We start from the raw sequence: 24,261 nt of genomic DNA on the forward strand, positions 1-24,261 counted from the left end.
CTTTTAGGTTTGGGATTCCTGTTGCATATACAGGCAATAGTAGCGACCGCGCATCTGCATCAGCTCTCTGTGTGTCCCCATCTCCACGATCGCGCCTTGGTCCATCATCAGAATTATGTCAGCATTTTTAATCGTGTTCAAGCGGTGGGTGATAAACAGCACTGTCCTGCCGGCGCATGCTTCCGCTAAATTATTACATACCTGCCGCTCCGAGTCATAGTCTAAAGCACTAGTGGCTTCGTCTAAAATCAGCAAGCGGGGTTTCTGCAAAATGGTACGGGCAATGGCGATGCGCTGGCGCTGTCCCCCCGATAAACCTGCTCCCCGTTCCCCTACGATCGTGTTGTAGCCATTGGGCAAGGTCATAATGAATTCGTGGGCAGCAGCAATTTTGGCAGCTTCGATAATCTGGTCAGAGGTCGCCTCTGGGTTGGTGAGAGCGATATTTTCCATAACCGTCCCGTTGAACAGCAGCGTATCCTGCAACACCATACCAATCTGCCGCCTTAGGGAATACAACTCCACTTTAGAAATGTCGTAGCCGTCGATGAGAATTCGCCCGGAGAGCGGGGGATATAAGCGGGGAATCAACTTGGTCAACGTACTTTTACCGGAACCGCTCTGCCCCACAATGCCCACAAAGGAACCCGCGGGAATATGCAAGTTGATATTCGCCAGTTGCATGGGACCCTGGGCACCAAAACGGAAACACACTTCCTCAAATTTGATCTCTCCCTTGATTTCGGGCATGGGAATATTGTCCCGATCGAGTTCATCCACTTCTTCCTTGGCATCGACAATATCAGCCAGGCGTTCGATGGACATACCCACTTCCTGGAAGTTTTGCCATAGTTGAGCCAAACGGAGAAGAGGCTGAGTCACATAGCCAGAGATGATGCGGAAAGCAATTAATTGACCAAGGGTGAACTTGCCATTACTATTGAGGACTTCAAAAGCTCCCACCCACAAAACTGCTAGGCTAGAAAAGTTGTTGAGAAAACTGCTGATTGAACTAGCCCAACTAGAAGTCAGCACTGTACGGAAACCAGCATTGACATAGCGGGCATACTTTTCCTGCCACTGCCATCTAGTCTTGAGCTCTATATTTTGTGCCTTGACAGTCTGAATACCAGAGACTGCTTCCACCAGGTAGGACTGCGTATCAGCGTAGCGCTCTGCTCGTACCCGCAGTTGCTTTCTAATAATGGGGGATGCCACATAGGCTAGTAGGATGAAGAAGGGCACGGTGGAAAGGGCAACAAAAGTTAATTTCCAGCTGTAGAGGAACATGATGGCAATGTAAGCCAGGGAGAAGAAAGCATCCAAAACCGCTGTTAAAGCCGTACCTGTAGTAAACGATCGGATATTTTCTAGCTCATTAATGCGCGTGGACAATTCCCCTACCCGCCGCTGGTCGAAGTAAGACAGAGGTAAACGCAACAGATGGTCAATAATTTGTGACCCCATTGCCAAGTCAATACGATTAGTAGTGTCAACAAAGATATAGGTACGCAGAGCTGTTAAGACAGATTCAAACACTGCCATTCCCAGCATCAGAAAGCCCAGGGTGTAGAGGGTATCAATGGCATCTTGCCCCAACACTTTGTCGATAATAACTTGCACAATGAGGGGCTGTGCCAAACTAAAAGCTAAGATGAAGAAAGAAGCAACAAAGACCTCAACAAAAATACCTGAATGTTGTTTGACATAGGGCCAGAACGCCCACAGGCTGAACTTTTCTTGGTGCTCCCGTGTACCTGGTTTGACTAGCAGGATTAGGAGGGGGTCAGGTAGATTCTCTACCAAATTTCTGATTTTCTTGATGGTCACCCCCCCCGATTCCGGGCTAGCAAATACTACTTCTGTGGAGGTGATGCGATAGATAACAGCAAAACTATCCTGCCATTGAATGAGTGCAGGAGCTTTTAAGCGATTCAAAGATGCCACGGGAATTTGTACCAGTTGTCCCGTTAAACCCACTAAATCCAATAGAAAACCAGCAAATTGGAGAGATAAACTGCCCGCTGCTTGATACTGACTGACCACTATTCTTTCGATCACATCCTGCTTGAATTTGCCCCCCAAGTGAGTCGCCAGCATCTTCAAACACATCATCAACCCGTCCACCGGTCCTCTGCCACTGAAGTAGGGATATTGCCGCAAAGACTTTCTAGGAATTACTTCTTCCGGCAGGGGAATTTCGGCGGGGGCTTCCTGGACGGTCAGAGCTACTGCTTGGCTACCATTGAGGCTGGGCGCGGTACCATTCGTCTCCCTTTGTTGTAGAGGGATGCCCAACAACCTAGCGCCGGTCTCTGAGGCAATGCGGATATTTTCCCTGCTGAGGTTGAGGCTGGTACCGATCGGTTTTTCCCCTTCTACAGGATCAGCCACATCACCGCTGCTAATTAGCCACTCATAACCTGACTCTAGGCGCTGGGTAGGGGTGACTCCTTTGGGCAGGTGCATTACTTTTACCTGGGGCAAGTAGGAGAGGGCAAGGGTACGCAGGTCAGCCGTTGCTCCTTCGGCAGTATTGAGGTGAGATTTCCCCACCAAGTTAAACACCTCGCTGAGGTGGGGAGTTTGGTAAAAATAGTCCCGTACAGCAGTTTCCTGTTTAAGGAGGTCGTGAAAGTCTGGCGCCGCTAGAGAAATTGTCAATGTTTCCTCCGAGGCAATCACAGTTTCACAGGCGACACCCCGTACCAAACTGATCCAGCCAATAATTGACCCTGGTTTTAGCATTGTTAAACTGATAGGGACTTGTTTCCCCTCGGCGTAACCCAACAATCGCACCTGCCCCCGATAGATAACAGCGACTTGTGTGGGCATAGTGTCCTGGATGAAGATGGTATGCCCCATGCGGTAGTGCATGACTTGAATTTTGGTGAGCAGCTTCTCCCAACCTTTATCAGATAGGCGGTCTAGGGGAGTGACCTGTTGCAGAAAGGAGGCAACTTCCTCCAGGGTGATCGTTTGGGTCATGACATCTAACCAGGGATAGGATATTAAATTGATAGCTTAGCCTAAAAGCCTATGCAAGAGTATCACCAGTTCTGCTATATCACAACCAAAAGTCAGGGTCGGTAAACCCTCCATATTGCTTTACTGTCAGACCCGTTGATGTCGCTTGCGCCACTGGGAGCTAGGTTCCAGATTGCTCTGTGCTTGTTCTTGCTCTCTTCTATGCAGAATTGTGTATTTATCATCGCATAAATAGGGGTCACGGTAGGGAACGGCGGCTTTCGTTGCTAGTTGTTCCTGCTCAGCCAGGGTAAGAGGGGGAATGAGATGGGAATTGAAACTAGCGATCGTGCCGGGTGCCACTCTTCCCAGGGGGGGAGTACTACCCACAGTCAGACCAGCCAGTCTCATCCCCTGCCGTATTGCCGCTGCACAGGAATAGGTGAGTAGATACCCGTCAGGATGTAACCGATCGGCTACCAATTTTATAAACTCTACTGTCCATAGTTGGGGGCATTTGGGGGGAGAGAAGGGGTCAAAAAAGATGGCATCTGCCCAATTAGGGGGTATGTTGTTGATAGTTTGTCTGGCATCGCCAATGTGGAGAAAAACCGATCGCTGACTGTCAACATAGGTATAGTTTGTCGCTATTTCTTTGAGGATATTTTGTGTTTCGCCTGACCAGACTGCCATAATGCCACTAGCGATGGCGGTAGCGGGAACTTGGGGGTTAATCTCTAAACCATGGATGACTAAATGGGTGGGGGTGTCTCGGAGTAATTCTATAGCCGCGGCGGAATTGTAGCCTAAACCATAGCAGACATCGAGGACATGAATTTCCCGCTGTTTTTGGGCTTTTTCTAGGAGACGGGCAGGGATAACGTATTGATAAATGGCTTCCTGTTTAGCGCCATGGCGACTGTGAAAGGTCTCTTGAAACAGCTCGGAAAAAAAAGTAAGAGAACCATCAGCGGTAACTCTACAACTCAATTGATCCATAACTCAAGAAGATAGCTTAAAGGCTTCAACCGCCAGACCAAATAATAGTCCAATTTTGTATAAGTTTAAGCTAGCCTTACCCTGGAGCCAGGTTTGTTTGTAGGTAAGCCAACTAATAAGTTCCACAAACGCTAACAAGAACAGACTGGCAATTATATCCCAAACTGCCCGTTGCCCCGCCCAAGTAATAATCACAGAGGCACTGAAAAATCCCCCCAAAAGCGCAATTAATCGCAGGCAATGGATATACCACTGCCGCTGTAATTCTCCGCCAATTATTTCTGCTCCTACTGCTAATAAATCGTTTAATCTTGTCCCCTGCATCTTTCTATTCCTTGACCAAAAGGTGATATAAATCGGGGCGACGATCGCGAAAGAAACCAAAGGCTGCCCGCTGCCGCCTGATCAGAGCTAGATCGAAACTAGCAGTCAATACCCCCGTCTCTGTGTCGCCAAATTCGGCTACTTTGTCCCCCCGCTGATTGGCAATAAAGGAACAGCCATAGAAAATCTGCCCCCCTTCGTTGCCGATCCGATTGGCGGCTGCCACCGGCACAACATTACTGACAGCATGACCAATCATTGCCCTTTGCCAAGGTTGCCTAGTATCTAATTCGGGCTCTTGGGGTTCACTCCCGATCGCTGTGGGATACAGTAAAATCTCTGCTCCCATTAGCACCATTGCCCGCGCACATTCAGGAAACCATTGATCCCAACAAATGCCTACCCCGATCGTGCCCCAGTCCAAATGCCATACCTTGAACCCCGTGTTGCCGGGACGGAAATAGAATTTTTCTTCGTAGCCCGGTCCGTCCGGAATGTGACTTTTGCGATAAATGCCCATCACTTCCCCTTGGGAATTGATCATTGCCAGACTGTTGTAATAGCATTCCCCCGCTTTTTCAAAGAAAGAAATTGGGAGAGCAACATTTAGTGCCTGCGCTAGTTTTTGAAAATGGCTGATCGTCGAGTTATTTTCCAAGGGTTCTGCCCAATCAAAATAGCTGGCCTTTTCTTCGCGACAAAAATAACAACCAGCAAATAACTCGGGGGGTAAAATCACCTGTGCCCCCTGTTTAGCACCTACCTCAATGTAGTGAGTAATTTTGGCAACATTCTCCTGCCGATTGCCTCCCAAAGCACACTGAATAACCCCAATCGTGACCATATTAGCCAAAGGAAATAATTAAATAATTATCTTGAAATTTTGCCCCCTTTGCTTGTCTAGCACCCCATTCGGGGGGTAAAAAGACATTGCGCCGCTGATCCCCCGCCTCGATCGTAACTTCTGGTCCCAGTTGGACTAATTTGATTTCCTTTTTGCTGAAAGTGGGGAAGAATAGTTTGACTTGGTATTTGTCCCGATCGATGGTGATGGGTGCCGGCACAGGCGTAGGGGGGGGGAGGAAACAGGGGAGGGGAGGGATAGGTAACTCCTGCAGGGGGAGGGGGTCAAAGGTGTGGGGGGGAATAAAGCCGTGGTGGAGGACACCGCTGACTGTCAGACCAATTTGCTGGGCACTGCCCCACAGATACCGCGCCGTTGCTATTGCCACTTCATCGCCGCTGGTGACCAGATAAGCGCGCACCCGATCGGGATTGTTCACAGCTTCTTGCCCCTTCTTAAGTACATCTCCCATCTGTACCGCCTGTTCCTGCAGATTTTCGGGAGGAGTAGAGACCTGTAGCACACTCCTGAGGGCGGGTTCAATTACAGGGGCGATCGCTTGTCCCAGGGCTGAATTGGTCAAAACTTGGCGAAATCGTCGCAGATACCAACTGAGAATTTCCGGCATCCCCAGCATCCGCAGGGTTTCCCCATCTCCTTTGCCATCGTAGATGATGTAGTCATAGTAGCCAGTGGCATCCTGTTCGCGGATAAAACTAAGGGCTAAGGCGCTGTCCATCCCGGGTAATACTCCCAACTCTTCGCCATAGACTTCCTCAAAGAAGGGGGACTTGAGGTATTGCTTTTCCAAAGTCTTCATTTTGTCCCAGTAGTCTGCCAGGAGTTTGCTAGACCACAGGGCAACTGCATCAAAGTGGGAACTGATGTTGACAATTTGGCAATTGTGACCACCCAACTGCCGTAGATGGAACTCTAAGGTAGCTCCCCCGACAAGCAGGACTCTTTTCTGTTGTTGTGCAAATCCCTGGGCGACAGCTATAGCAGTTGTCGTTTTTCCCACGCCTCCCTTGCCTAAAAAGGTGAGAATTTGCCCCATGGTCTTCCCCTTACAAAAGACAAACAAATGTCTTAAACTACAGACAATCTCAGTATAATGGGTCAATCTTGGTTCGCGGAAAGTAAGTTAGAGTGCCAAAGGTCGGCATAGTTTTTAATGACGGCAAGCCCATTGCCCATCAAACAGCAGCTAAAATGGCGGAGTGGCTGAAGGAGCGGGGTTGGGAAGCGGTAATTACTACAGGACGGGGAGGACTACTGGGTTACTCGCCGCCGGGACAGGCGAATTTTATTCCTGTGGAAGCCCTGGTACCACCAGAATTTAAGGAAGGGTTGGATTTTGTGGTCTCTTTGGGGGGAGATGGCACCGTTTTAGCTACTTTTAGGCAAGTGGCACCCCTGGGCTTACCTGTCCTCACTATCAATACGGGGCACATGGGTTTTTTGACGGAAACTTACCTTGCCCACTGGGAGGATGCCCTCGATCGCATGCTCAAGGGTAATTACGTGGTAGAACAACGATCGATGATTCGGGTACGTGCCTTTGATGGTAAGGAGCTGTTTTGGGAGGCTCTTGCCCTCAATGAGATGGTCTTGCACCGCGAACCCCTGACCAGTATGTGCCACTTTGAAATTGCCATTGGGAACCATGCTCCTGTGGATGTCGCTGCCGATGGGATTATTATTTCCACACCCACGGGGTCAACTGCCTATGCCCTCTCCGCTGGCGGTACGGTGATTGAACCGGGGATTCCCGTGTTTCAGTTGGTACCTATCTGTCCCCATTCCATGGCTTCCCGTGCCCTGGTCTTTGCTAATACGGAAAAAGTAGTGGTGACTTCCGCTAATCAACAACGCCTGGTCATGGTCGTAGATGGCAACGCTGGTTGTTACATCTATCCTGAATACAAGTTGGTGCTGGAACGATCGATATATCCCGCCCGCTTTGCCCGGTTACGATCGGGGGAATTTTTTAATGTCCTGCGGGAAAAACTAGGCTGGGGGCTGCCCCACGCTTCTAAACCTACCTCCGTCGAATTACCCTAACTACATAGTTCTACGATCGCATCATACTGATAGCTGTCTGCCATCTCTGCCAGTGCCTGCTTCAGAGGATCGTGTCCTGGGGGAATTTGTTCAATCAACTTAAACACCTGTTTCTTTTTCAACGCTGTTGCTGCTTGTTCCAACTGTTCAATCCAGTGGGGGGGCATCACTCGTAATAAGGCTTCGCGCGTCAAAACAAACTTCTCCTCCAGGGGCGGGGACGTTACTGTATCCTGAGCATAGATGTATTCCACCCCTAAATGTTCCGCCATCTTAGCGAAAATAACCTCTTCCACTAGCGGTTTACAGGCATAATCATCACAACCACTAGCCAGCACTTTGTTTCTTTCCTCTTCAAACACGCTGGCAGAGAGAGCAATAACTTTGGTGCGTTCACCCCCTGGCAAAGATTTGATTGTGCGAGTCGCTGTAAATCCATCCATGACAGGCATATTCATATCCATCCAGATTAAATGGGGCTGCCACTCCCGCCATTTCTCTATCCCCTCTTTGCCGTTATTAGCAGTAGCTACGGTAAATCCCACAGATTCTAACAGTTTCGTCAACAAGTACCGATTATCGGGGCGGTCTTCCACAACTAAAATGCGAAATTCTGGCTGTCCTGGTGCTAAACCAACCACCCTTGCCTTTGGTTCAGGCTGGGAAATTTCTTCTGGTTGGGCAAGGTCAAACTCGATCGTAAATTGAAAGGAACTGCCTTTGCCTACCTGACTGTAGACATTGAATTTACCCCCCATTAATTGCACAAACTTATGACAAATGGCTAAACCTAATCCCGTCCCTTCCTGGGAATTTTTGCCCGAACTAGTCTGGACAAAGGCACCAAATAGGTTATTTAATTCATCTTCGGCAATACCAACCCCCGTATCTGTCACAATGAATCGCAGATGGCGCACATCCTCTAAACAGGCATGGACTGTTACACCACCTACTTTGGTAAACTTGATAGCGTTACTAACTAAATTAATGATCACCTGTTTTAGTTTACCCTGGTCAGTTCTAATCAGTAAGGGAGTACCTTCTTCGATCGAAAACCGTAGATATAATCCCTTTTGTTTGGCTCTTACTTGCATCATTTCTTCTATTAGTTCCAGCAAGCGCCCCAGATGAAAACTAGTCGGATTAAGTTCTACTTTGCCTGCTTCAATCTTAGAAATGGTCAGGACATCGTTGATTAAATCCAGAAGATGTTCTCCCCCCCGCTCGATCGCTTCTACAAATTCCCGCTGTTCCCGATCGAGATTATTACTGCGGCTCAACAACTGGGAAAAGCCCAAAATGGCATTCAGGGGGGTGCGCAATTCATGGCTCATACTGGCTAAAAATTCACTCTTGGAGCGGTTAGCACTATCTGCCGCTTCCTTTGCTTTTTCCAGTTCTTTTTCAAAGTTGATACGCTCCGTAATATCCCGCACAAATACAATTACATGGTTGGCATCAAAGGGGACAATGCGGTTTTCTAAATAGGCAGTCGTGCTGGACAAAATAAAGGGGTATTCAAACACCTGCAAAGTCTGTCTCTCTAAGCATTTCCTGATATGTTTGAGGGTCAGTTCTGCAATTTCTTCAGGGTAGACATTGATGATGTTCTTGCCAATTAGGTCACGAAACAGATGAATCTCCCGCGCCAGTAGGGGGTCAGTGGGTAGTTTCACTAGCTCAACAATTAAACCATCCGATCGAATGCGCCAAATCGCGTCGGGCACTACGTTGAGCAGGGCTTTTAAGCGGGCTTCACTGTTCTGCAGGTTTTCCTGAATAATGTCGGCATGCAAAGTGGTGGTTTCCAACAATTCTTCCAGGTCTGCCTTTTCCTGTTCCAGTTCCTTGATCCTGTCCTCTAACTGTTTGATTTTCTCCTGCAAGTCTGCCATAGCTAGCTTCCCTGTTTCAATTGGTTAATTTCCTGACGAGCTTGTTCCAGTAACGTTTCTAAATTTTGCCGCTTTTGTATTTCTATCCGCAACTGATTTTGCAATTCTGTTACCCTTTTGACCAATTTCCCTAATTTTAAGTGGGTTTCAATGCGGGCAAGGACTTCCATCACTTTGAAGGGTTTGGTGATATAGTCTACGCCGCCCGCGGAAAAGGCTTTTACTTTATCCCAGGCTTCGTCCTGGGCACTGATAAAAATCACAGGAATATGGCTAGTTGTGGGGTCAGCTTTGAGACGTTGACAGACTTCGTAGCCATTTAAGCCCGGCATATTTATGTCCAACAAGATCAAATCAGGGGGTGAGGCTTGGGTGGATTTAAGGGCCTGGTTGCCATTGATGGCTTCTCTGACCTCATAGCCCTGTTCCTCTAGCATTGTAGACAGTAGGCGCAAATTTTCCGGTTTGTCATCCACAAGCAGAATTTCGGCTTTGGTAGATTCTGAGTCAGTATCAGTGATGGGGGAGAGGGGTTCACTATTTTCCTTTTGCCCAGGGATAAAAATGGCAGTAGGCGCAGACAGCTGTTCCCGTTGTAGCTCAATCAGGGGCTGCAGGTCGGCTAGGGCATCCTGGGCACTGGTGTAGCGTTCACGGTAGTTGCGCTTTGCCATTTTGCGGATGATACGATAGAGATCGGGGGGAATGTCTGGTGCCTGCCACAAAATTTCTCCCATCTCGTCCTCTAAAAATTCCTCAGGTAGTTCTCCCGTCAGGGCTTGAATAGCAATTACTCCCAAAGAGTAGACATCGCTACTTTCTCTGGGTTTCCCCTGCAGTTGCTCAGGAGCAGCATAGCCAACTGTGCCAATGGAAACGGTTTTGGGTGCAGTGTTAGAGTCATTACTAGTAGCGGCGTTGCGCACTTCCTTAACAGCACCGAAATCTAAAAGTACTAGTTTCCGATCGCGGTGACGACGCATAATATTGGCAGGTTTGACATCGCGGTGTATAACGTTGTGGGCATGGACAAAGGCAAGAACTTCCAACACTTGCTGCAGCAGTTCTATAACCCGATCGGCTCCCCATTTGTCCCCTTGGCGTAACTCCCGATCGAGAGTGATACCATCTACAAACTCCTGCACCAGATAAAAACCCCCATTTTCCTCAAAGTAAGCCAACAGACGGGGGATTTGGTCATGGTTACCTAGTTTTTCCAGAGTGGCAGCTTCACTAATAAACAAACGACGGGCAATTTCTAGCACTTTGGGGTCATCGGAAGCAGGGGCAAGTTCTTTAACTACACAGACTGGTTCGCCAGGGCGACGAGTATCATGGGCAAGATAAGTACAGCCAAACCCCCCACTGCCTAGAATGCTTACCACTCGATAGCGTTGGTCTGCTAGTTGCCCGATCATGTGCTTCCTGCCAATTTTAATCTAATCCTACACTCTAGTGTTCCCGATCGTGTCATGGCTTTTCTGCTGCTCTAGCTGGCTAAATCAAATCAGCCCTCCGGAAGAGTGGAGAGCTGACAACATCTGTTTGATTTGATAGTGTGGTGGCTGCGCTAAACCCGTTTGATTTTGAGTTGATTGAGGTATGCCTGGGGATTGGCAGGATCGAATCTGACACCATCGAAAAAGGTTTCTACTCCGCGGGAGGGGCTGGCTGGGGGTTTGATTCCGGCAGCTTGGGCTGCCCGCCGCCAGATGTCTTCTCGATTAACCCGATCGACTAGGGCACGTGCCTGCTCAACACTCTTGATGAAGCCACGATGTAAACCCCAGCGCATAGTTTCTATCAGAAACCAGAGGTCATGGCTTTTGTAGGGATAAGAAACACTGCCTCTACCATCCTGCCAGTACAGGGGTCCCATGGTGAAGTCATTGACCTTGGCTTGTCCGTCCCCCATGTCGTACTGACCTAGGAAGGGGTCAATTAGAATATCCTCCCGCACATTGAAGAAATTTCTTCCTGACAGAAGTTTTGCCATCTCTGCTCTATTGACTCGTTGATCACACCACTGTTGGGCATCAAATATACCGCGCAGGAGTGCTATCGTCGCATTGGGATGTTTATCCACCCAGTCTGCCCGAATTGCTAGGTACTCCTCAGGGTGAAAACGCCACATCTGCGCTGTTAATGCTCCCAAAAAACCAGCATTCTCTTCCACTATACGGTAGGGCCAGGGGTCGCCCGTACTAAAGGCGTCTACTGTACCCGTTCTCATCCCCTGCACAGTTTCCGCAGGCGGAATAGTGACCATGTCCACATCTTTATCGGGGTCAATGCCGTTGGCTGCTAACCAGTAGCGAATCCACAGCTCCTGATTACCACCGGGAAAGGTGTAGGCTACCTTAAATTTACGTCCCCTAGCACTGCTGAAGTTTTTAATCACACCAGGGTCTTTTATGCGTAAATGCAACCCCTGTCCCTGTAAACTCTTGGAAATGGCAATCCCATTGCCCTGGGTAACCAGCATTGCTAGTACATACATGGGTACCTTGCGCCCGTTGGTAATTACCCCCTCAGTAATCAGGTGAGGCATTGGCATTTGCCACATCCCGCCATCAATGCCGCCCCCCTCACTACCAATTACCACATTGTCCCGCGCTGAAGCCCAGTTAGCTTGCTTGACAACTTCTACCTCAGTCATGCCGTACTTAGCGAAAAAGCCTTTTTCCTGGGCAATGATTAGGGGTGCGGATTCCACGATGGGTAAGTAACCTAGGCGAATTTTAGTGGTCTCAGGTTTGCCAGGTTGTTGAGCATAGCTAGTGGCTTTATCGAGGAATATTGCTCCCGCAGCAGTGCCAGCGGCTAGTAAAAATTCCCGTCGATTAAGGAAACGATTAGACATGAATATACCCCCTATAGTCTCCAGTGAAACTATCAAAATACTAAGAATTGTTTGACAAAACCAAAAACCTGTTGGTCTGTCTGAAATTATAGAAAGCGTTAAGATTTATGCCAAGGTTTACTAATTCAAAACTTCTAACATAAGAGATAGAAAAAATTTATGAATGACGATTGAAAACAGGGTGACAAGTTGTCAACTCTAGTCAGATGGTTCCGTTCTTTTGGCTAAACTTTGTTCTGAAAGCCTATCCCTACTATTTGGCTAGATTAGACTCTTCTATTATTATTAGAATCAACTTATAGACCTTGTTTATAACAAAAATCTAAGATGGGGTATAAGAAAATTGCATGAATACAGGCAGTTAGAATCCCAGCAGAACAGAAACTAAAATAACTTCCCTCTGCTATTGCAAAGATGTGTATGCCTAATAGTTAACTGCCCCGATCAAAGCGGGTACGGAAACTACCGTATTTAATCCAATATTGCTTCAGGGAGTGACCAGGTGTGTGCAAGCTCGATCGGACTCTATACAAAATTACTTGGCGATGGTCGCCCATCCATAGTTTATCGATCGGTTCTACGGAAATGATAGTTCCCCCCAGCACCCGAATACATTGGGAAAAACGCTCGATCGTGCTGTAGTCAACGGTTTCAAAAATAAAGAAGTTTCCCTGGCAAATCAGATGACGGCTGCGAATCCAATTTTGCAATTTTTTTTCAGCAGTTGTAGGCAACATATTCTGGCGGCAGTGGGTAGCTCTCCCGTTTGCTAAACTGCAGTGCCCCATGTTCTGACCCCCAAACCTGGTAATTAGTTTCTACATCCATGCCCCTATCCCAACTGGTAAAGGTGGTGGCTGTCAATTCTACTTCGCTTACTAGATAAGTTAACTTGCCATTTTTCTCGATAAGGCAGCGATTACCCTCCACAGACCCACGAAATCTGTCCCCCTCCCACGTAAAGACCATAGCGCAGTGCCACCGCCGTTCGATGTCTTGGGGAGTGATCGTAGCTAAAATACTGGGTTCCCGCGCTGCTCCCGCAAACCTGATGCTGTCTTTGAGGGCGTAGTTTTCCACGTAGATGTGATCCCCCCGATCGATGAGGCGATGTACCCCCTGGCGATAGGGTGTCCACAGGTCATGGTCAAACATTTGTTCGGAATAGAACCCCACATCGTTGAAGAAAGACCAGGGCAAGGGACAGAAAAAGACACGGATATGGGCAAAGTCTCTAGGATTAGCCTGTGCCTGCGCCCGATTGCTAAAATCCCCTGCTAACCACTCCGCTAGTTTTAGCCTCATAACTTTTGCTTGATTTCAGACGAGAAGGAAGCAGTCACCACGCCACTGCCCCCACTGGTTTTAATCAGGGAGACCCGACAACGCACATTGTCATTGATAAACCAAATTTTTTCCTCGGCAGCAGCCCGATCGTAGGGGGTCACCAGCACAAAAGTATTGTCCTCTGTCAGGTAATATTCCCCCACCGCCGGCATGGCTTCCGCATAGCCCTTGTCCCGCAATAACTTGCCCCTGTAGGTATCACTGGGGACAGGCACCAGTAAACTCTCGCCCTTGGAGATTTCCCCATCCCAGTCCGATTGTCCCTCCCAGGTCATCAGGAAAGGTGCTACTACCCGATCGGTCTCCACCCCATGCAATTGACACAGTTGCCCCACCCGCTCATCCTGGGGACTAAGGCTAGTGACGGTGATGGTAGAAGTAACTGCTTCAAAATGGGCAAAGGCAAGATGATGGACACTCCGCTGCGACCGCCAAGACCCGATCGATCGTTCCACAAATGTAGTAATATCCCACCTTGCCCCTGCCATAGTTTACTTAGGCAACTTCCTTGATGGAAATGATCCTACCACCGCCCCTCTGAATATTTTGGATAGTGTCAGAGAGCTGATTATAGCCTACTTCCGTTGTGGTGATACTGCGACGGCTATTCATAGCGGACTTACTAGCAGTAATGCGGAAGCGCTTGCCCGTATTGCTGTATGCCCCTGACCCCCGTGCTGGTGGCACAATCTTAGTAGGCAGGTCGATACCGATATCAGAAATCAACTTGGCATCTTTCCCGACTGTATCAGCAGCAAAGCCCCGCACTAGAGCAAAAGTACGGTTGAACACTACATTGCGCACTCCTACCTGACTTTGACTACCCACCATATAGGGCACTACATTTTCGCCAAAGTGCTCTTGGTACTCAGGACTGTCAATGTAGGAGTTGATTTCCGCTTCATAGCCCTGTTCGCTGTAGCGGCGCACATGTTCGGCAACCTCTGCCTGGTCCTGGGGCGCACGTCCTAAGAAGTGCTTAAAGTTCAACTCCACAAAGCGATAGGGGGAAGAAGTTTCAAAAAACAGACGGCGATAGAGGTCAGATAAACCTACTGCCCGTACAAACCCCCGCACTGTAATATCCCCATTGCGCAGCATGGATTCAGCAGTAGTGAGGCGCTCACTCTCCAAAATATGAGCATTGCTCAGTACCTGGCGATAGACAGCCCGTATCACAACTTGCAAGTCTTCTTCCGTGGCGTTCTTGGTTAGCTCAACCCGATCGTTGGTAATCCACAGTGCCATAGTCCTACTCCCTTTAGGCTACCTCTGTGATGCTGACGATTTTGCCGCCTGCCCGTTGGATGCGTTGGATTTGGGGAGTCATTTTGCTGGCAGGCACCAGATACTCCGTAGTGCTATAGCGACGGCGGCTGTCATACTTAAAGCCTGTAGCCAAAATCTTGAACTTCTTCTCCGTCCCTGAACCAATCACCCCACTGGTAGAAGGCTTGATCTTGTTAGCGCGGTTTAGACCCAAGTTCATCACCAGCTGCGACTCCTTGACTGCACTATCTACCTGGGCAGGGCCCCGATCGAGGGCAAACATGAAGTTATAACCCAGTTGCTTGTAGTTACTTTCCGTACTGGTACCCCGATCGTAGGGCACAATGTTATCGCCAAAAGCTTTCTGGTACTCTTCGCTGTCGATGTAGGAGTCAATTTCAGCGTCATAGCCCTCGGTAACACAGCGGACAATATGTTCGGAAACTTCCCGTTGGTCCTGGGGAGCGCGCCCCAAGAGATGACGGAAATTCAACTCCACGAAGCGGTAGGGAGCACAGCTTTCAAAATAGCGACTCTTGTAGAAATCCGACTTAGCCACCAGGCGGACAAATTCCTTCACCGAGATTTCCCGATTACACAGCTTAGACTCAGCGGTAACCAAGCGCTCACTCTCCATAACATGGGGATTGCCCAAAACCTGCTTATAGACAGCACGGATGATGGTTTGAACCTCTTCTGTGGTGCTGTTGGGACGCAATTCCAAAGGTGCCAATAAAGTTCTCATATTAAAAACCTCGCCTATTAAAACCTGTTAAAAGTAGATGGAAAAGGGGGACAAGCCCCCAAAGAGCCTAGAGGGGAGTGATACTGGCAATAACACCGCCTTGGCGATGTATGCGTTGGTATTCCTCGGACAGTTTTTCGTAGGGCACCAGGAACACCTGATTGCTGCGGCGGAATTTGGAAACATTGTTGACCACCTTGGAGCGGTAGCCCGTAACTTCGATGCGATAAACCTTGCCACCCGCACTGGCGTCCACCCCATGACGGGAACGAGAGCCGAGAGCAGGGGTACGGAAGGTCAAACCTGGTGCTACTACAGGGGTAGGAATTTCCTGGATTACCAAGGAGTTGAGCTTGGGCGACTTGCCAGCTAAATCTGCTTTGAGGCTGCTAGTAGAAGCTCCCCGCACCAGTTGGAAGAAGTGGGTAAACTGTACCATGCTCTGGCAAGCTTCCGACTTGTAACCGCGCAGATACGGTACTACATATTCCCCAAACACGGTTTGGTATTCGTCACTGTTGATGTAACTATCAATCTCTGCCTCGAAGCCCTCGGTATCCAGGATGTTGCTGTGGTAGCGCATTTCCTCTAGGTTGAGGGGAGCACGTCCCAAGAGGTGGCGGAAATTTAACTCGATCGCTCTATATCGGGGCACATCCTCAAAGAAGCGGGAGCGATAGAGGTCAGATTTGGCTACTGCCCGCACGAATTCCCGCACACTCAGTTCACCGCGCTTGAATTGGGACTCGGCTACCTCAAGGCGCTCACTTTCCATGACATAAGCATTGCCCAACACCTGGCGATAGACAGCGCGGATCATCGTTTCCGCCTCTTCCACCGATCGTCCTGGTACCCACTCCATGGGCGGGGTTTCGTCGAAGAGACTGACTCCCAAACGGGATGCTGGTCCAAACGGCATTATTATCTCCTTTATCAAAGTTTTTTTACCCAGTTACAAGCAGTACAGCCCTACCACAACCTGTGGTGGTTTATACGCTTTGTTATGATCCATCTTCTTATAGTTAGGGGCGCTTGGTTGTCAAGATTTGTAAACTAATCCCAAATAGAAAAACCCCCGATCGGGGGTCAGGTGAATCAATTTAGAGGGAGTGTAGAGGGTTGGGCTTAACCGATCACAAAGCTGGCGGCAGTTACAGCTGTAGCAGTCACCCCAGCTAGGATCATAAGGTCTTTACCATCGAGGCGAATCACTGTGTTACCACCAACTTGGGTAATCGCCAGTTGATTAAATTGTATCCCACCGCTGAGCACTAGTAAATCTGTACCAACAACAAAATCACCCACAAAATCTGTGCCCGCATTAGCCTGCAAAACAAACCGATCGTTGCCTGGGCCACCAAACAGGAAGTCATTCCCTAGGTCTCCTGTAAGGACGTCGTTACCCTCATTGCCGAAGAGAGTGTCATTACCCTTGCCACCAAAGATGAGGTCGTCTCCTTCCCCACCATAGATGACATCCTCACCCGCGTTGCCAAACAGCACATCTAAACCAGGACCACCAAAGATTACATCCTGACCAGGGGCACCCGTAATTGTGTCGTTACCGCCCCGTCCATCGATCGTGTCATTGCCATCTCCCCCAGACAGCAGCTCATCATCGTTGTTGCCCAAGATTGTATCCGTGAAGTCAGTCCTAATAGCAGGGGGATTGGTAGCTTCAGGAGTCAGGAACGGCACAGTTTGGGTAGTAGGCGTAATAGGCGAGAAGAAGGGACTTGATAGAGGATCAGCCGCTGGCACGTTGCCATCTAAACCTACACCATCGTTGTCGATAATGTTGACAACAACCCGATCGGAGCCACCAGGCAGAGCACCTTCCACAGAATCAATCGTGATTACAAAGCTCTCAGTCAGTTCTATCTTACGGTCTTCCAGAATTGGTACTGTGATTGGGATCGAAACAGGCGAAGTTCCTGCGGGAAACTTAAGATTACCACCTGCTATTCCTACGAAGTCTTCTCCTGCAACCGCTGCATTTTCTCCTTGCCCAGTTGAAACAGAGTACTTAATAGAAATTGACTCTCCAGGGGTAACCGCACCGGAGAACTGCACAGGGACAATGATCAAACCAGCCCCTTCACTAACATTGAGAACACGCAGGTCACCAAAACCAACCGTACCAAAGTTCTTAACCTGATCGCCATCATTGTCTGTAATCTGCACGATCGTGGAGTTAACCACTAAGGTTTGATCACCCCGTTTCTCCGTTAAATTCAGAGCAAAGCTCTCAGTAACTTCTGCGATCGTGTCGTTAATGATTGGAATACGAATTGTTTGGAAACCGCCTACACCATCAGCAAAGAAGATAGAAGTTTGGGCTGGGCTGAGGAAATCTTCACCGATCTTGGCAGCACCTCTGACATCCCCTGTAGCTACTTTTAGTTCAGCATTGACAGCACCGCTTGTGCCACCTACCCGTTGGACACGAATATCAACAAAGCCTTGCCCTTCATCAACAACATAGCTAGCTTTTTCAAACTGAAGGCTACCACGGGCTGCTGCCGTTCCTGCTGCAGCATTCGGTCCATCATTGTCTAGGATTGTAATTGTTACAGGGCCGCCTGAGACAGGAATAGGAACGTTAGGTTGGTTACGTGGGTCGGGACGCTCAATGATTACAGGGTTAGCTGAGCCTACATTCGTGATGACTTCTCGAATCGGCGGGAACTCAGGTCGATCGGTTCTAGCACCTGTTAACGTGACTAGGAAAGAACGTGCATTCTGAATAATTCCGTTGTCAATGATGGGAATATTTATGATCTTGGGAGTTCCATCCCCTGCTCCAAACCTTACAACCTCTGAAACGGGTGTAAAGTCTCTGTCTGCTAATGCTCCATTCTCACCTGTACCCTGGACGGAAATTGTACTAACTATGGCAATAGAAGTGTCTCCTAGCCTCTCAACCTTAACCTGAGCAAACCGATCGAGTCCTTCCGTGACTATCGGAGTTACACTACTAATCCTTAATCCTTCGGTTTCTCGAATGGTAATTGTTTGAGTACCGCCCGAAATAACCAAAGGCAGAGTAACACCATTGACAGTACGAGTACCAGTAGTAATGATTTGGAAAGTTTCGTCCTGCTCATTGATTTGGTCAGGAATAACCCTGAGAGTAGCAGTTTGAGGTGAGGGGCTATCAAAGGTAAAGGTCAGGTTGCTAAAGTTTGGTGCTGTAAAATCTTCTCCTAGCTTGGCAGTTACATCCTGAGTCTTAATTGTAACTGTTCTGATTTCCCCTGGCTCAAATACCCCAACAGGAACAACCTTAATGGTAACAGTGTTGCCCTCATTGGGAGTTACTGGCTCAATTTGAACAGTAGCAGAAACATCGTCATCAATGATGTTAACGATTGATGTGGCATTTCCAAGAAACGCACCAGTAGAAGTGGTTATCCTAACACTAAAGCTTTCCAGCCCTTCTGATAAAGTGTCATTAGTAATTGGTATACGTAGCACTTCACGGAAGGACTGGTTAGCACCACCAAAGTTAAAAGTACGAGAAAATACAGTAAAGTCTTGCCCTTCTGCTGCAGTACCAGAGACAGCAGCTACTGTATAAACTGAATCACCAGGTGCAGGTCTACCGCCTGGGGGGAATACTACATCTATGGGTACTTCAACAAACCCTGCATTTTCAGGAACATTGATGATGGATTGGGCAAGAGTGATAGTGGGGAAGGTACTGTTGCTACCGTCGTTGTCAATAATTTGGACAACAGAACGATCGACTACCAAATTATTAGCACCTGAAACATCCTGGCCTGTCCCTGTTCTTCTCTCGGTCAGAACCAGAGTGAATTGCTCTGTTGACTCAGGGATGTTGTCGTCAACTATAGGGATACGAATAATCTTGGGTGTTATATCTTGGTCACCAAAAAAGATGGAAACTTGTGTGGGGTCGCTTATATCTGGCTCTATTGCAGTAGCAAACTGAATTGATACTTCTCCTTGGATGACACCAAGTTGACCGCCTTCCCTGATGACACGGGCTTCAATGAAGGGCTGACCCTCTACTACAACATAGTTGGCAAACTCAAACCTAATAGTGCCACGACCCAAAGGCGGAGGTTGATCTGGGCTGTCGTTGTCGAGAATGGTAATTACTTCAGCGTTACGATCGACAATAATAAAGCCAGGACTTGTAGTCCCTTGTCCTGACACAGGAGCAAGGTCTGAAATTTCTACAATGAACGTCTCAGGGTTCTCTACAATTGCGTCATCCAGTATAGGTATAGTTACAAAAAAGTCCTGAACGCTGGTTAGTGATGGAGCAGTAGACAAAAACAAAGTTCTGCTTACATTGGTATAGTCACTGTCTGCACTCGCAGTACCAGGTTTAATGTTCAATGCAAAGGAAAAAAGACCACTAAGATCATTTACTGGGTCTGGGGTATAGCGGACGTGCGCTGTAACAGATGTAGTACCTTCTCGGACTGGGTTAGGTGTTACCCCAATAATGCTCAGCTTGCCCATATCATCAACACTCCTCTAAATTGGTCGTAAACCACCATGATTCACCGACTATAGATAGCACACAACAGGGGAATTGTCACCCCCAAACCCATAGCGGCAACCATTTTGGAATAACTGTCTAAATTTTACTGCCGATAACTGCAATTTTGCCTACTGCTTACCTCCTCTTCTTAGCAAGATCACTCCCCAGAAAAGACAATTTAGTGTCAGATTTTGCCGTAAATAAAAGTATTTTGATGGATGATTTTGGCTCTGGGTCTGGGTTTGGGGTCACTCGACAATTAGTTAATTGTGTGGTATCACTGTGCGTGTATGTGTGGGAGGGTATAAACAAATGGCAATTATCAACGGCACGCCAGGAAACGATGTATTAGTGGGCACGCCTGAAGATGATGTTATTCGTGGTTTAGATGGCAATGATATTATCAGCGGTTTAGACGGTAACGATCAGCTCGATGGCGGCGCTGGAAATGACAGTATTGCCGGAAACAAGGGGAATGACTCGCTTTTTGGTGGGGCAGGGGATGATACGCTCTACGGTGGTCAGGATAACGACTTGGTAATTGGCGAAGCTGGTAACGATATTATCGGTGGTGAGGCAGGCGTTAATACTCTTACTGGCGGTGTCGGTCGCGATCGGTTTGTTTTAACTACCTCTGGCACTGCAACGGTTACGGACTTTTTTGCAGGGGATGACTTCCTGGTTTTGAGTGGGGATTTAACTATTGATGATGTTGAGGTCTCCCAAAGTTTTGCTAATACCTTGGTCATCGATCGGCGCACAGGGAATGTACTAGCCACCTTGAATAATGTAAATGCGGGGGACTTACGCCGACAAAATTTTCTAGATGCCAACGGCAGACCAGTAAGCTTTGCTCCTACAGCTCCAACTATTGTAGATGTTACTGCTACCGACCCGATCGCTAGGGCAACTAATCCTGATGACCCTATAGTATTTACAATTTCCCGTACTAACACTACAGGGGATTTAACAGTCAACTTTACTCTAACTACTACACCAGGTGTAACTCTGCAAAGCCCTCCCACCTCAGTACGGATTCCCAACGGTCAGACGTTTGCCAATGTCCCAGTTACCCCCCAAGCTACTAGTCGGGATGGTACGGTTACTCTCACTATTCAGGACAGCCCCAACTATGATGTGCGAGTAGGAGTAGCTACAGGAACTGTCAGCGCGCCTGTCACTCTGCCTACGCCTGCTCCCCAACCTGCTCCCCCTGATGCTCCTCCTGTTGTTGATTTGGTGTTGGTACGCTCTGATATTCCCACTAGACCTGCGGAAGGGGAAAGAGCAGTTGCTCTGTTTAATGTGTTCAACCGCGGTACAGGCAGAGCCGATCGGGTTGTATTTGAGTTGACTGTGCCAGTAGATTCGGATGTAGTGAGGGTAGAGCCTTCCCAAGGAGTATTCACGGGATTTTCAGGGGACAACGCCCGTACAGGGATTATCAAAGTAGAACTGGGCAGTATTGACCCCAACAGAGAAGCTACCATCCGTGTTACCTACGTACCTAAGACCACTGGCAACTTCCTTTCCTCCAATGCTAGGGTAACTTCGGCTCAGCCTGATGTTGATCCTTCTAATAACTTTGCTAACGCCAATCTAACTGTTGTACCTAGCCCCCCCAATTTGCCTGTAGTTTCCGTAGTTGCTTCTGAAGATGGAATTGCCCAAGAACCTGATACTACACAGCTGGAAAAAACCGATCGGGAGGAAACAGATAGTCGAGGCAGACCTACTGGACTGGTAACGCGGGAATTTATCTTTAGACGAACAGGTGGTGATCTATCCAAACCTCTAACGGTTAACTACACCCTCGATGGTACAGCTCAAAACGGGGTGGACTTTGAACCGATCGGGAGTAGTGTAATTTTTGCTCCCTTCCAAACAGAGGTGAGAGTTACAATCAGACCCGTTCAAGACCAGCAAGTAGAGGATACAGAATTTGTCCGTCTGACATTGGTACCAAATCCGTTGGTATTCCGGGTGGACGAAACGAGAGGGGAAAACACTGCTCGCATTAACATTAGAGATGTAGCCAATCCTGTTGGCCCTAGACCCTTGCCTGGTACGGTGGTCAGCATTGTGGCGATGGATAACTTTGCCGATGAATTCCGTCCCCCCTCTGCCAGTGGTGGCTCTACTCCAGGAATTATCTCTCCGATTAGGGGCGTTCTGCGGGTAACACGGGATAACACCATTGGTGACTTGGAAGTAAGGCTGGAAGTCTCTGGTACAGCCAACCGTCCTGATGAACCTGGCAGCGACTATTTGCTGTTTGACACTCTAGGCAGGGCAATTCCTGTTTCGGGAGGAGTAGCGCGTATCGTTATCCCTGACGGACAGAGATTTATTGATGTGTACCTAGAAGCAGTAGACGACGATCGATCGGAAGGTGATGAGGATGCCCTTTTCAACCTTGCTCCTGATCCAAACAACTTTTATGTGATTGGTCGTCCGCAAGATGTGGCAGCCGATCGTCCTGCTTTGATCCGCATTCGGGATAATGAGACACCTCCTAATGTCAGAATTGATGTTGTTTCTGGTCGGCAACGGGGAGAGGAGGCTACGCAGACACCAATAGTTTTTCGTGTCAGTCGGACTGGCGACGTATCTGCGCCGAGGGCTGTAGTGGTAGAGATGGTAAGACAGATTAGAATTATTAGGAATAATGAAGGACAGGAAATTAGGCGTGAATTTGAACCTGGCACAGCAGGTCGTCCGAGACAGATCCAACGCAATGGACCATTTGATTCTGATGGCGAAGACTACACCATTACTGGTCCAACAGTCTTTCTTGGTGAGTCCAACCTAACCTCCTTTCTAGGGATTGCCAACCTAAGTCAATTTCAGCCTGAGCTAACATCTAACCGTTTCTTGGTGATTATTCCTGCTGGTCAGTCCTCAGTGGAATTCTTTGCTACACCTATTAATGACGGAACCCCTGAAGGCGTAGAAACTGTGATCGCCAGAATCGTACCTCCTCCTTTCCCAGGTGTACCTGCTGGAGGACCAGTCGCTCCTTCTGATATTCCCCCCCAGGGATTTATTGTGGTGGGCGGTGCAGCTGAAGGGTTCATTATTGACGATGACCGAGAAGAAGCAGTAGTTCTTTCCAATCAGAGAGCTGTAGCAGTTGAAGGAGCTGCTCCAGGCATATTAAGGGTTAGCAGAACAGGTAGCACCGATCGTGCTGTCACTGTACCTCTAGTTGCGATATCCTTTGCAGAAGGCCGAGAAAGCAGATTAGTTGGGTTACCTGCTGATCCACAAATTCCATTTCCTGCTGAGCCGGTACTATTGACTGCTCCTCAAATTGCTGTGCCTCTGTTTATTACCTTTGGAGAAAACCAGAGAGTTATTAGCTTTGAAGCTACGACTAGAGTTTCAGATGCAGCTCCTTCTGGACGTGTTGCAGAAGCTGATTTGAAGTCAACACTTTCCATAGCCCGATCGGGTGACATTTCTCGTCCTCTCACAATTCCTGGAACTGTTGTCGAGACACTACGCTCTACTGGATTCCCAGGGGTGACACTGACAGTTGACGTTGACATACCTTCTTCAGTAGTCATACCGCCAGGACAAAGTTTTGTAGATGTCCCTGTTGTTGCCACTACTGACAATACATTTGAGGGAATTGAGAGTCTAGCAGTGATTATCAACTATGAGACTCTTCCTATTGTTTCTCCTGGTTACCGACCTGCAGGTAATCCACAAATTTTCTTTGTTACAGATGAGGGCATCAACCTTATACTTGGCACTGTAGGTGGTGATACACTTAGCGGTACTGGAGGCGCAGATGTTATAGTAGGCGGTCTAGGCAATGACGTCCTGACTGGTGGAGCGGGACCTGATCAGTTTGTCTTCAATTCTCCCTTTGAAGGAGTCGATACAATAACGGACCTTGATCCAAGTTTTGACTCCATTCGCATTTCCCAAGCAGGTTTTGGAGGAGGTTTAGGTTTTGGTACTCTCCCTGCTGCTGCCTTTATTGCTGGCCTAGGTCAAAATACAGCTAATGATGCTGATGATAGATTTATTTACAACACCAGTAACGGTCAACTCCGCTTTGACCCTGATGGTACTGGTCCTCTGGCTCCAGTTTTGTTAGCTACTCTCTCTGGGTTGCCTAATATAGCTGCCACAAACATTGTTATTTTCTAGTTTTGTTTTTACCCTCTTTTGTTACTCTCGATCGTTGTTTGCGGTCGGGAGTTTTTTTATCTTTGTTAATGACAAACCGATCGGTTGTTTGTAGTCTTACAATATCAGAATGACAGAGAGAAAAACGATCGGGTAGATAAGTTTGTATTTATCTTTTACCAATTTTGCTGACTTCTTCAAAACAATGAATATTTGATAAAAAAGAGAGAAGGACGGTGATTACGTGATTGAGGTATACTATTGCTATTAGTTTTGCAGGAAGTTCTC

Annotated in this window: 17 protein-coding genes; 2 read left to right on the plus strand and 15 right to left on the minus strand. The window is 48.2% G+C overall.

Annotation, left to right across the window (positions count from 1 at the left end; genetic code table 11):
• Positions 1 to 3: 3 nt before the first annotated feature.
• The 5 genes from NZM01_11850 to NZM01_11870 all read right to left on the minus strand — a co-directional run bounded on the left by NZM01_11850 (position 4) and on the right by NZM01_11870 (position 6,191).
• Entirely contained in the window at positions 4 to 2,988 is a 2,985-nt protein-coding gene (locus NZM01_11850; protein ID MCS6960726.1) for a peptidase domain-containing ABC transporter, read from the minus strand.
• A 126-nt stretch (positions 2,989 to 3,114) separates the two neighbouring features.
• The gene (locus NZM01_11855; protein ID MCS6960727.1) at positions 3,115 to 3,966 is read right to left on the minus strand and encodes an MnmC family methyltransferase; all 852 of its coding nucleotides are present in this window, start codon (positions 3,964 to 3,966) and stop codon (positions 3,115 to 3,117) included.
• A 3-nt stretch (positions 3,967 to 3,969) separates the two neighbouring features.
• On the minus strand, positions 3,970 to 4,290 hold the full coding sequence (locus NZM01_11860; GenBank protein ID MCS6960728.1) for a DUF565 domain-containing protein: 321 nt from the start codon (positions 4,288 to 4,290) through the stop codon (positions 3,970 to 3,972).
• A 4-nt stretch (positions 4,291 to 4,294) separates the two neighbouring features.
• Positions 4,295 to 5,134 (minus strand): N-carbamoylputrescine amidase, encoded by an 840-nt coding sequence (gene aguB / locus NZM01_11865; GenBank protein ID MCS6960729.1) that lies wholly within the window; start codon positions 5,132 to 5,134, stop codon positions 4,295 to 4,297.
• A gap of 1 nt (position 5,135) precedes the next feature.
• A complete protein-coding gene (locus NZM01_11870; GenBank protein ID MCS6960730.1) occupies positions 5,136 to 6,191 on the minus strand; it encodes an ArsA family ATPase in 1,056 nt (351 codons plus the stop codon).
• Between the two features lie 92 nt (positions 6,192 to 6,283).
• Between NZM01_11870 and NZM01_11875 the strand changes: the two genes are divergently transcribed.
• Positions 6,284 to 7,198 (plus strand): NAD(+) kinase, encoded by a 915-nt coding sequence (locus NZM01_11875; GenBank protein ID MCS6960731.1) that lies wholly within the window; start codon positions 6,284 to 6,286, stop codon positions 7,196 to 7,198.
• Here the strand turns inward: NZM01_11875 and NZM01_11880 are convergent.
• From NZM01_11880 to NZM01_11925, 10 genes are all read right to left on the minus strand, one after another.
• Positions 7,195 to 9,093, minus strand: coding sequence for an ATP-binding protein (locus NZM01_11880; GenBank protein ID MCS6960732.1), 1,899 nt, complete (start codon positions 9,091 to 9,093; stop codon positions 7,195 to 7,197). The genes NZM01_11875 and NZM01_11880 overlap by 4 nt on opposite strands.
• A gap of 2 nt (positions 9,094 to 9,095) precedes the next feature.
• Positions 9,096 to 10,511 (minus strand): response regulator, encoded by a 1,416-nt coding sequence (locus NZM01_11885; protein ID MCS6960733.1) that lies wholly within the window; start codon positions 10,509 to 10,511, stop codon positions 9,096 to 9,098.
• A gap of 152 nt (positions 10,512 to 10,663) precedes the next feature.
• On the minus strand, positions 10,664 to 11,956 hold the full coding sequence (locus NZM01_11890) for an ABC transporter substrate-binding protein (GenBank protein MCS6960734.1): 1,293 nt from the start codon (positions 11,954 to 11,956) through the stop codon (positions 10,664 to 10,666).
• Between the two features lie 431 nt (positions 11,957 to 12,387).
• Complete coding sequence (locus NZM01_11895) at positions 12,388 to 12,666, minus strand: CpeR family transcriptional regulator (protein ID MCS6960735.1); 279 nt, start codon at positions 12,664 to 12,666, stop codon at positions 12,388 to 12,390.
• A gap of 7 nt (positions 12,667 to 12,673) precedes the next feature.
• Positions 12,674 to 13,261: a chromophore lyase CpcT/CpeT gene (locus tag NZM01_11900; protein MCS6960736.1), complete on the minus strand. Its 588-nt coding sequence runs from the start codon at positions 13,259 to 13,261 to the stop codon at positions 12,674 to 12,676.
• Complete coding sequence (locus tag NZM01_11905; protein MCS6960737.1) at positions 13,258 to 13,791, minus strand: phycobiliprotein lyase; 534 nt, start codon at positions 13,789 to 13,791, stop codon at positions 13,258 to 13,260. Before NZM01_11905 ends, NZM01_11900 begins: the two co-directional genes overlap by 4 nt.
• Before the next feature lie 7 nt (positions 13,792 to 13,798).
• Entirely contained in the window at positions 13,799 to 14,551 is a 753-nt protein-coding gene (locus NZM01_11910; protein MCS6960738.1) for a phycobilisome rod-core linker polypeptide, read from the minus strand.
• 13 nt (positions 14,552 to 14,564) lie between these two features.
• Positions 14,565 to 15,317: a phycobilisome rod-core linker polypeptide gene (locus NZM01_11915; protein ID MCS6960739.1), complete on the minus strand. Its 753-nt coding sequence runs from the start codon at positions 15,315 to 15,317 to the stop codon at positions 14,565 to 14,567.
• Between the two features lie 67 nt (positions 15,318 to 15,384).
• The gene (locus NZM01_11920; protein MCS6960740.1) at positions 15,385 to 16,236 is read right to left on the minus strand and encodes a phycobilisome linker polypeptide; all 852 of its coding nucleotides are present in this window, start codon (positions 16,234 to 16,236) and stop codon (positions 15,385 to 15,387) included.
• Between the two features lie 206 nt (positions 16,237 to 16,442).
• Complete coding sequence (locus NZM01_11925; GenBank protein MCS6960741.1) at positions 16,443 to 19,499, minus strand: hypothetical protein; 3,057 nt, start codon at positions 19,497 to 19,499, stop codon at positions 16,443 to 16,445.
• A 646-nt stretch (positions 19,500 to 20,145) separates the two neighbouring features.
• Between NZM01_11925 and NZM01_11930 the strand changes: the two genes are divergently transcribed.
• A complete protein-coding gene (locus NZM01_11930; protein MCS6960742.1) occupies positions 20,146 to 23,994 on the plus strand; it encodes a hypothetical protein in 3,849 nt (1,282 codons plus the stop codon).
• The last annotated feature ends 267 nt before the right edge of the window (positions 23,995 to 24,261 follow it).

The organism is Pseudanabaenaceae cyanobacterium SKYG29, assembly GCA_025055675.1.
Lineage (GTDB): Bacteria > Cyanobacteriota > Cyanobacteriia > Pseudanabaenales > Pseudanabaenaceae > M5B4.

Bases quoted from the DNA above. Each gene is read 5' to 3' on its own strand.
- NZM01_11850 (MCS6960726.1), bottom strand. From the start codon at position 2,988: ATGACCCAAACGATCACCCTGGAGGAAGTTGCCTCCTTTCTGCAACAG.
- NZM01_11855 (MCS6960727.1), bottom strand. From the start codon at position 3,966: ATGGATCAATTGAGTTGTAGAGTTACCGCTGATGGTTCTCTTACTTTT.
- NZM01_11860 (MCS6960728.1), bottom strand. From the start codon at position 4,290: ATGCAGGGGACAAGATTAAACGATTTATTAGCAGTAGGAGCAGAAATA.
- aguB (MCS6960729.1), bottom strand. From the start codon at position 5,134: ATGGTCACGATTGGGGTTATTCAGTGTGCTTTGGGAGGCAATCGGCAG.
- NZM01_11870 (MCS6960730.1), bottom strand. From the start codon at position 6,191: ATGGGGCAAATTCTCACCTTTTTAGGCAAGGGAGGCGTGGGAAAAACG.
- NZM01_11880 (MCS6960732.1), bottom strand. From the start codon at position 9,093: ATGGCAGACTTGCAGGAGAAAATCAAACAGTTAGAGGACAGGATCAAG.
- NZM01_11885 (MCS6960733.1), bottom strand. From the start codon at position 10,511: ATGATCGGGCAACTAGCAGACCAACGCTATCGAGTGGTAAGCATTCTA.
- NZM01_11890 (MCS6960734.1), bottom strand. From the start codon at position 11,956: ATGTCTAATCGTTTCCTTAATCGACGGGAATTTTTACTAGCCGCTGGC.
- NZM01_11900 (MCS6960736.1), bottom strand. From the start codon at position 13,261: ATGAGGCTAAAACTAGCGGAGTGGTTAGCAGGGGATTTTAGCAATCGG.
- NZM01_11905 (MCS6960737.1), bottom strand. From the start codon at position 13,791: ATGGCAGGGGCAAGGTGGGATATTACTACATTTGTGGAACGATCGATC.
- NZM01_11910 (MCS6960738.1), bottom strand. From the start codon at position 14,551: ATGGCACTGTGGATTACCAACGATCGGGTTGAGCTAACCAAGAACGCC.
- NZM01_11915 (MCS6960739.1), bottom strand. From the start codon at position 15,317: ATGAGAACTTTATTGGCACCTTTGGAATTGCGTCCCAACAGCACCACA.
- NZM01_11920 (MCS6960740.1), bottom strand. From the start codon at position 16,236: ATGCCGTTTGGACCAGCATCCCGTTTGGGAGTCAGTCTCTTCGACGAA.
- NZM01_11930 (MCS6960742.1), top strand. From the start codon at position 20,146: ATGGCAATTATCAACGGCACGCCAGGAAACGATGTATTAGTGGGCACG.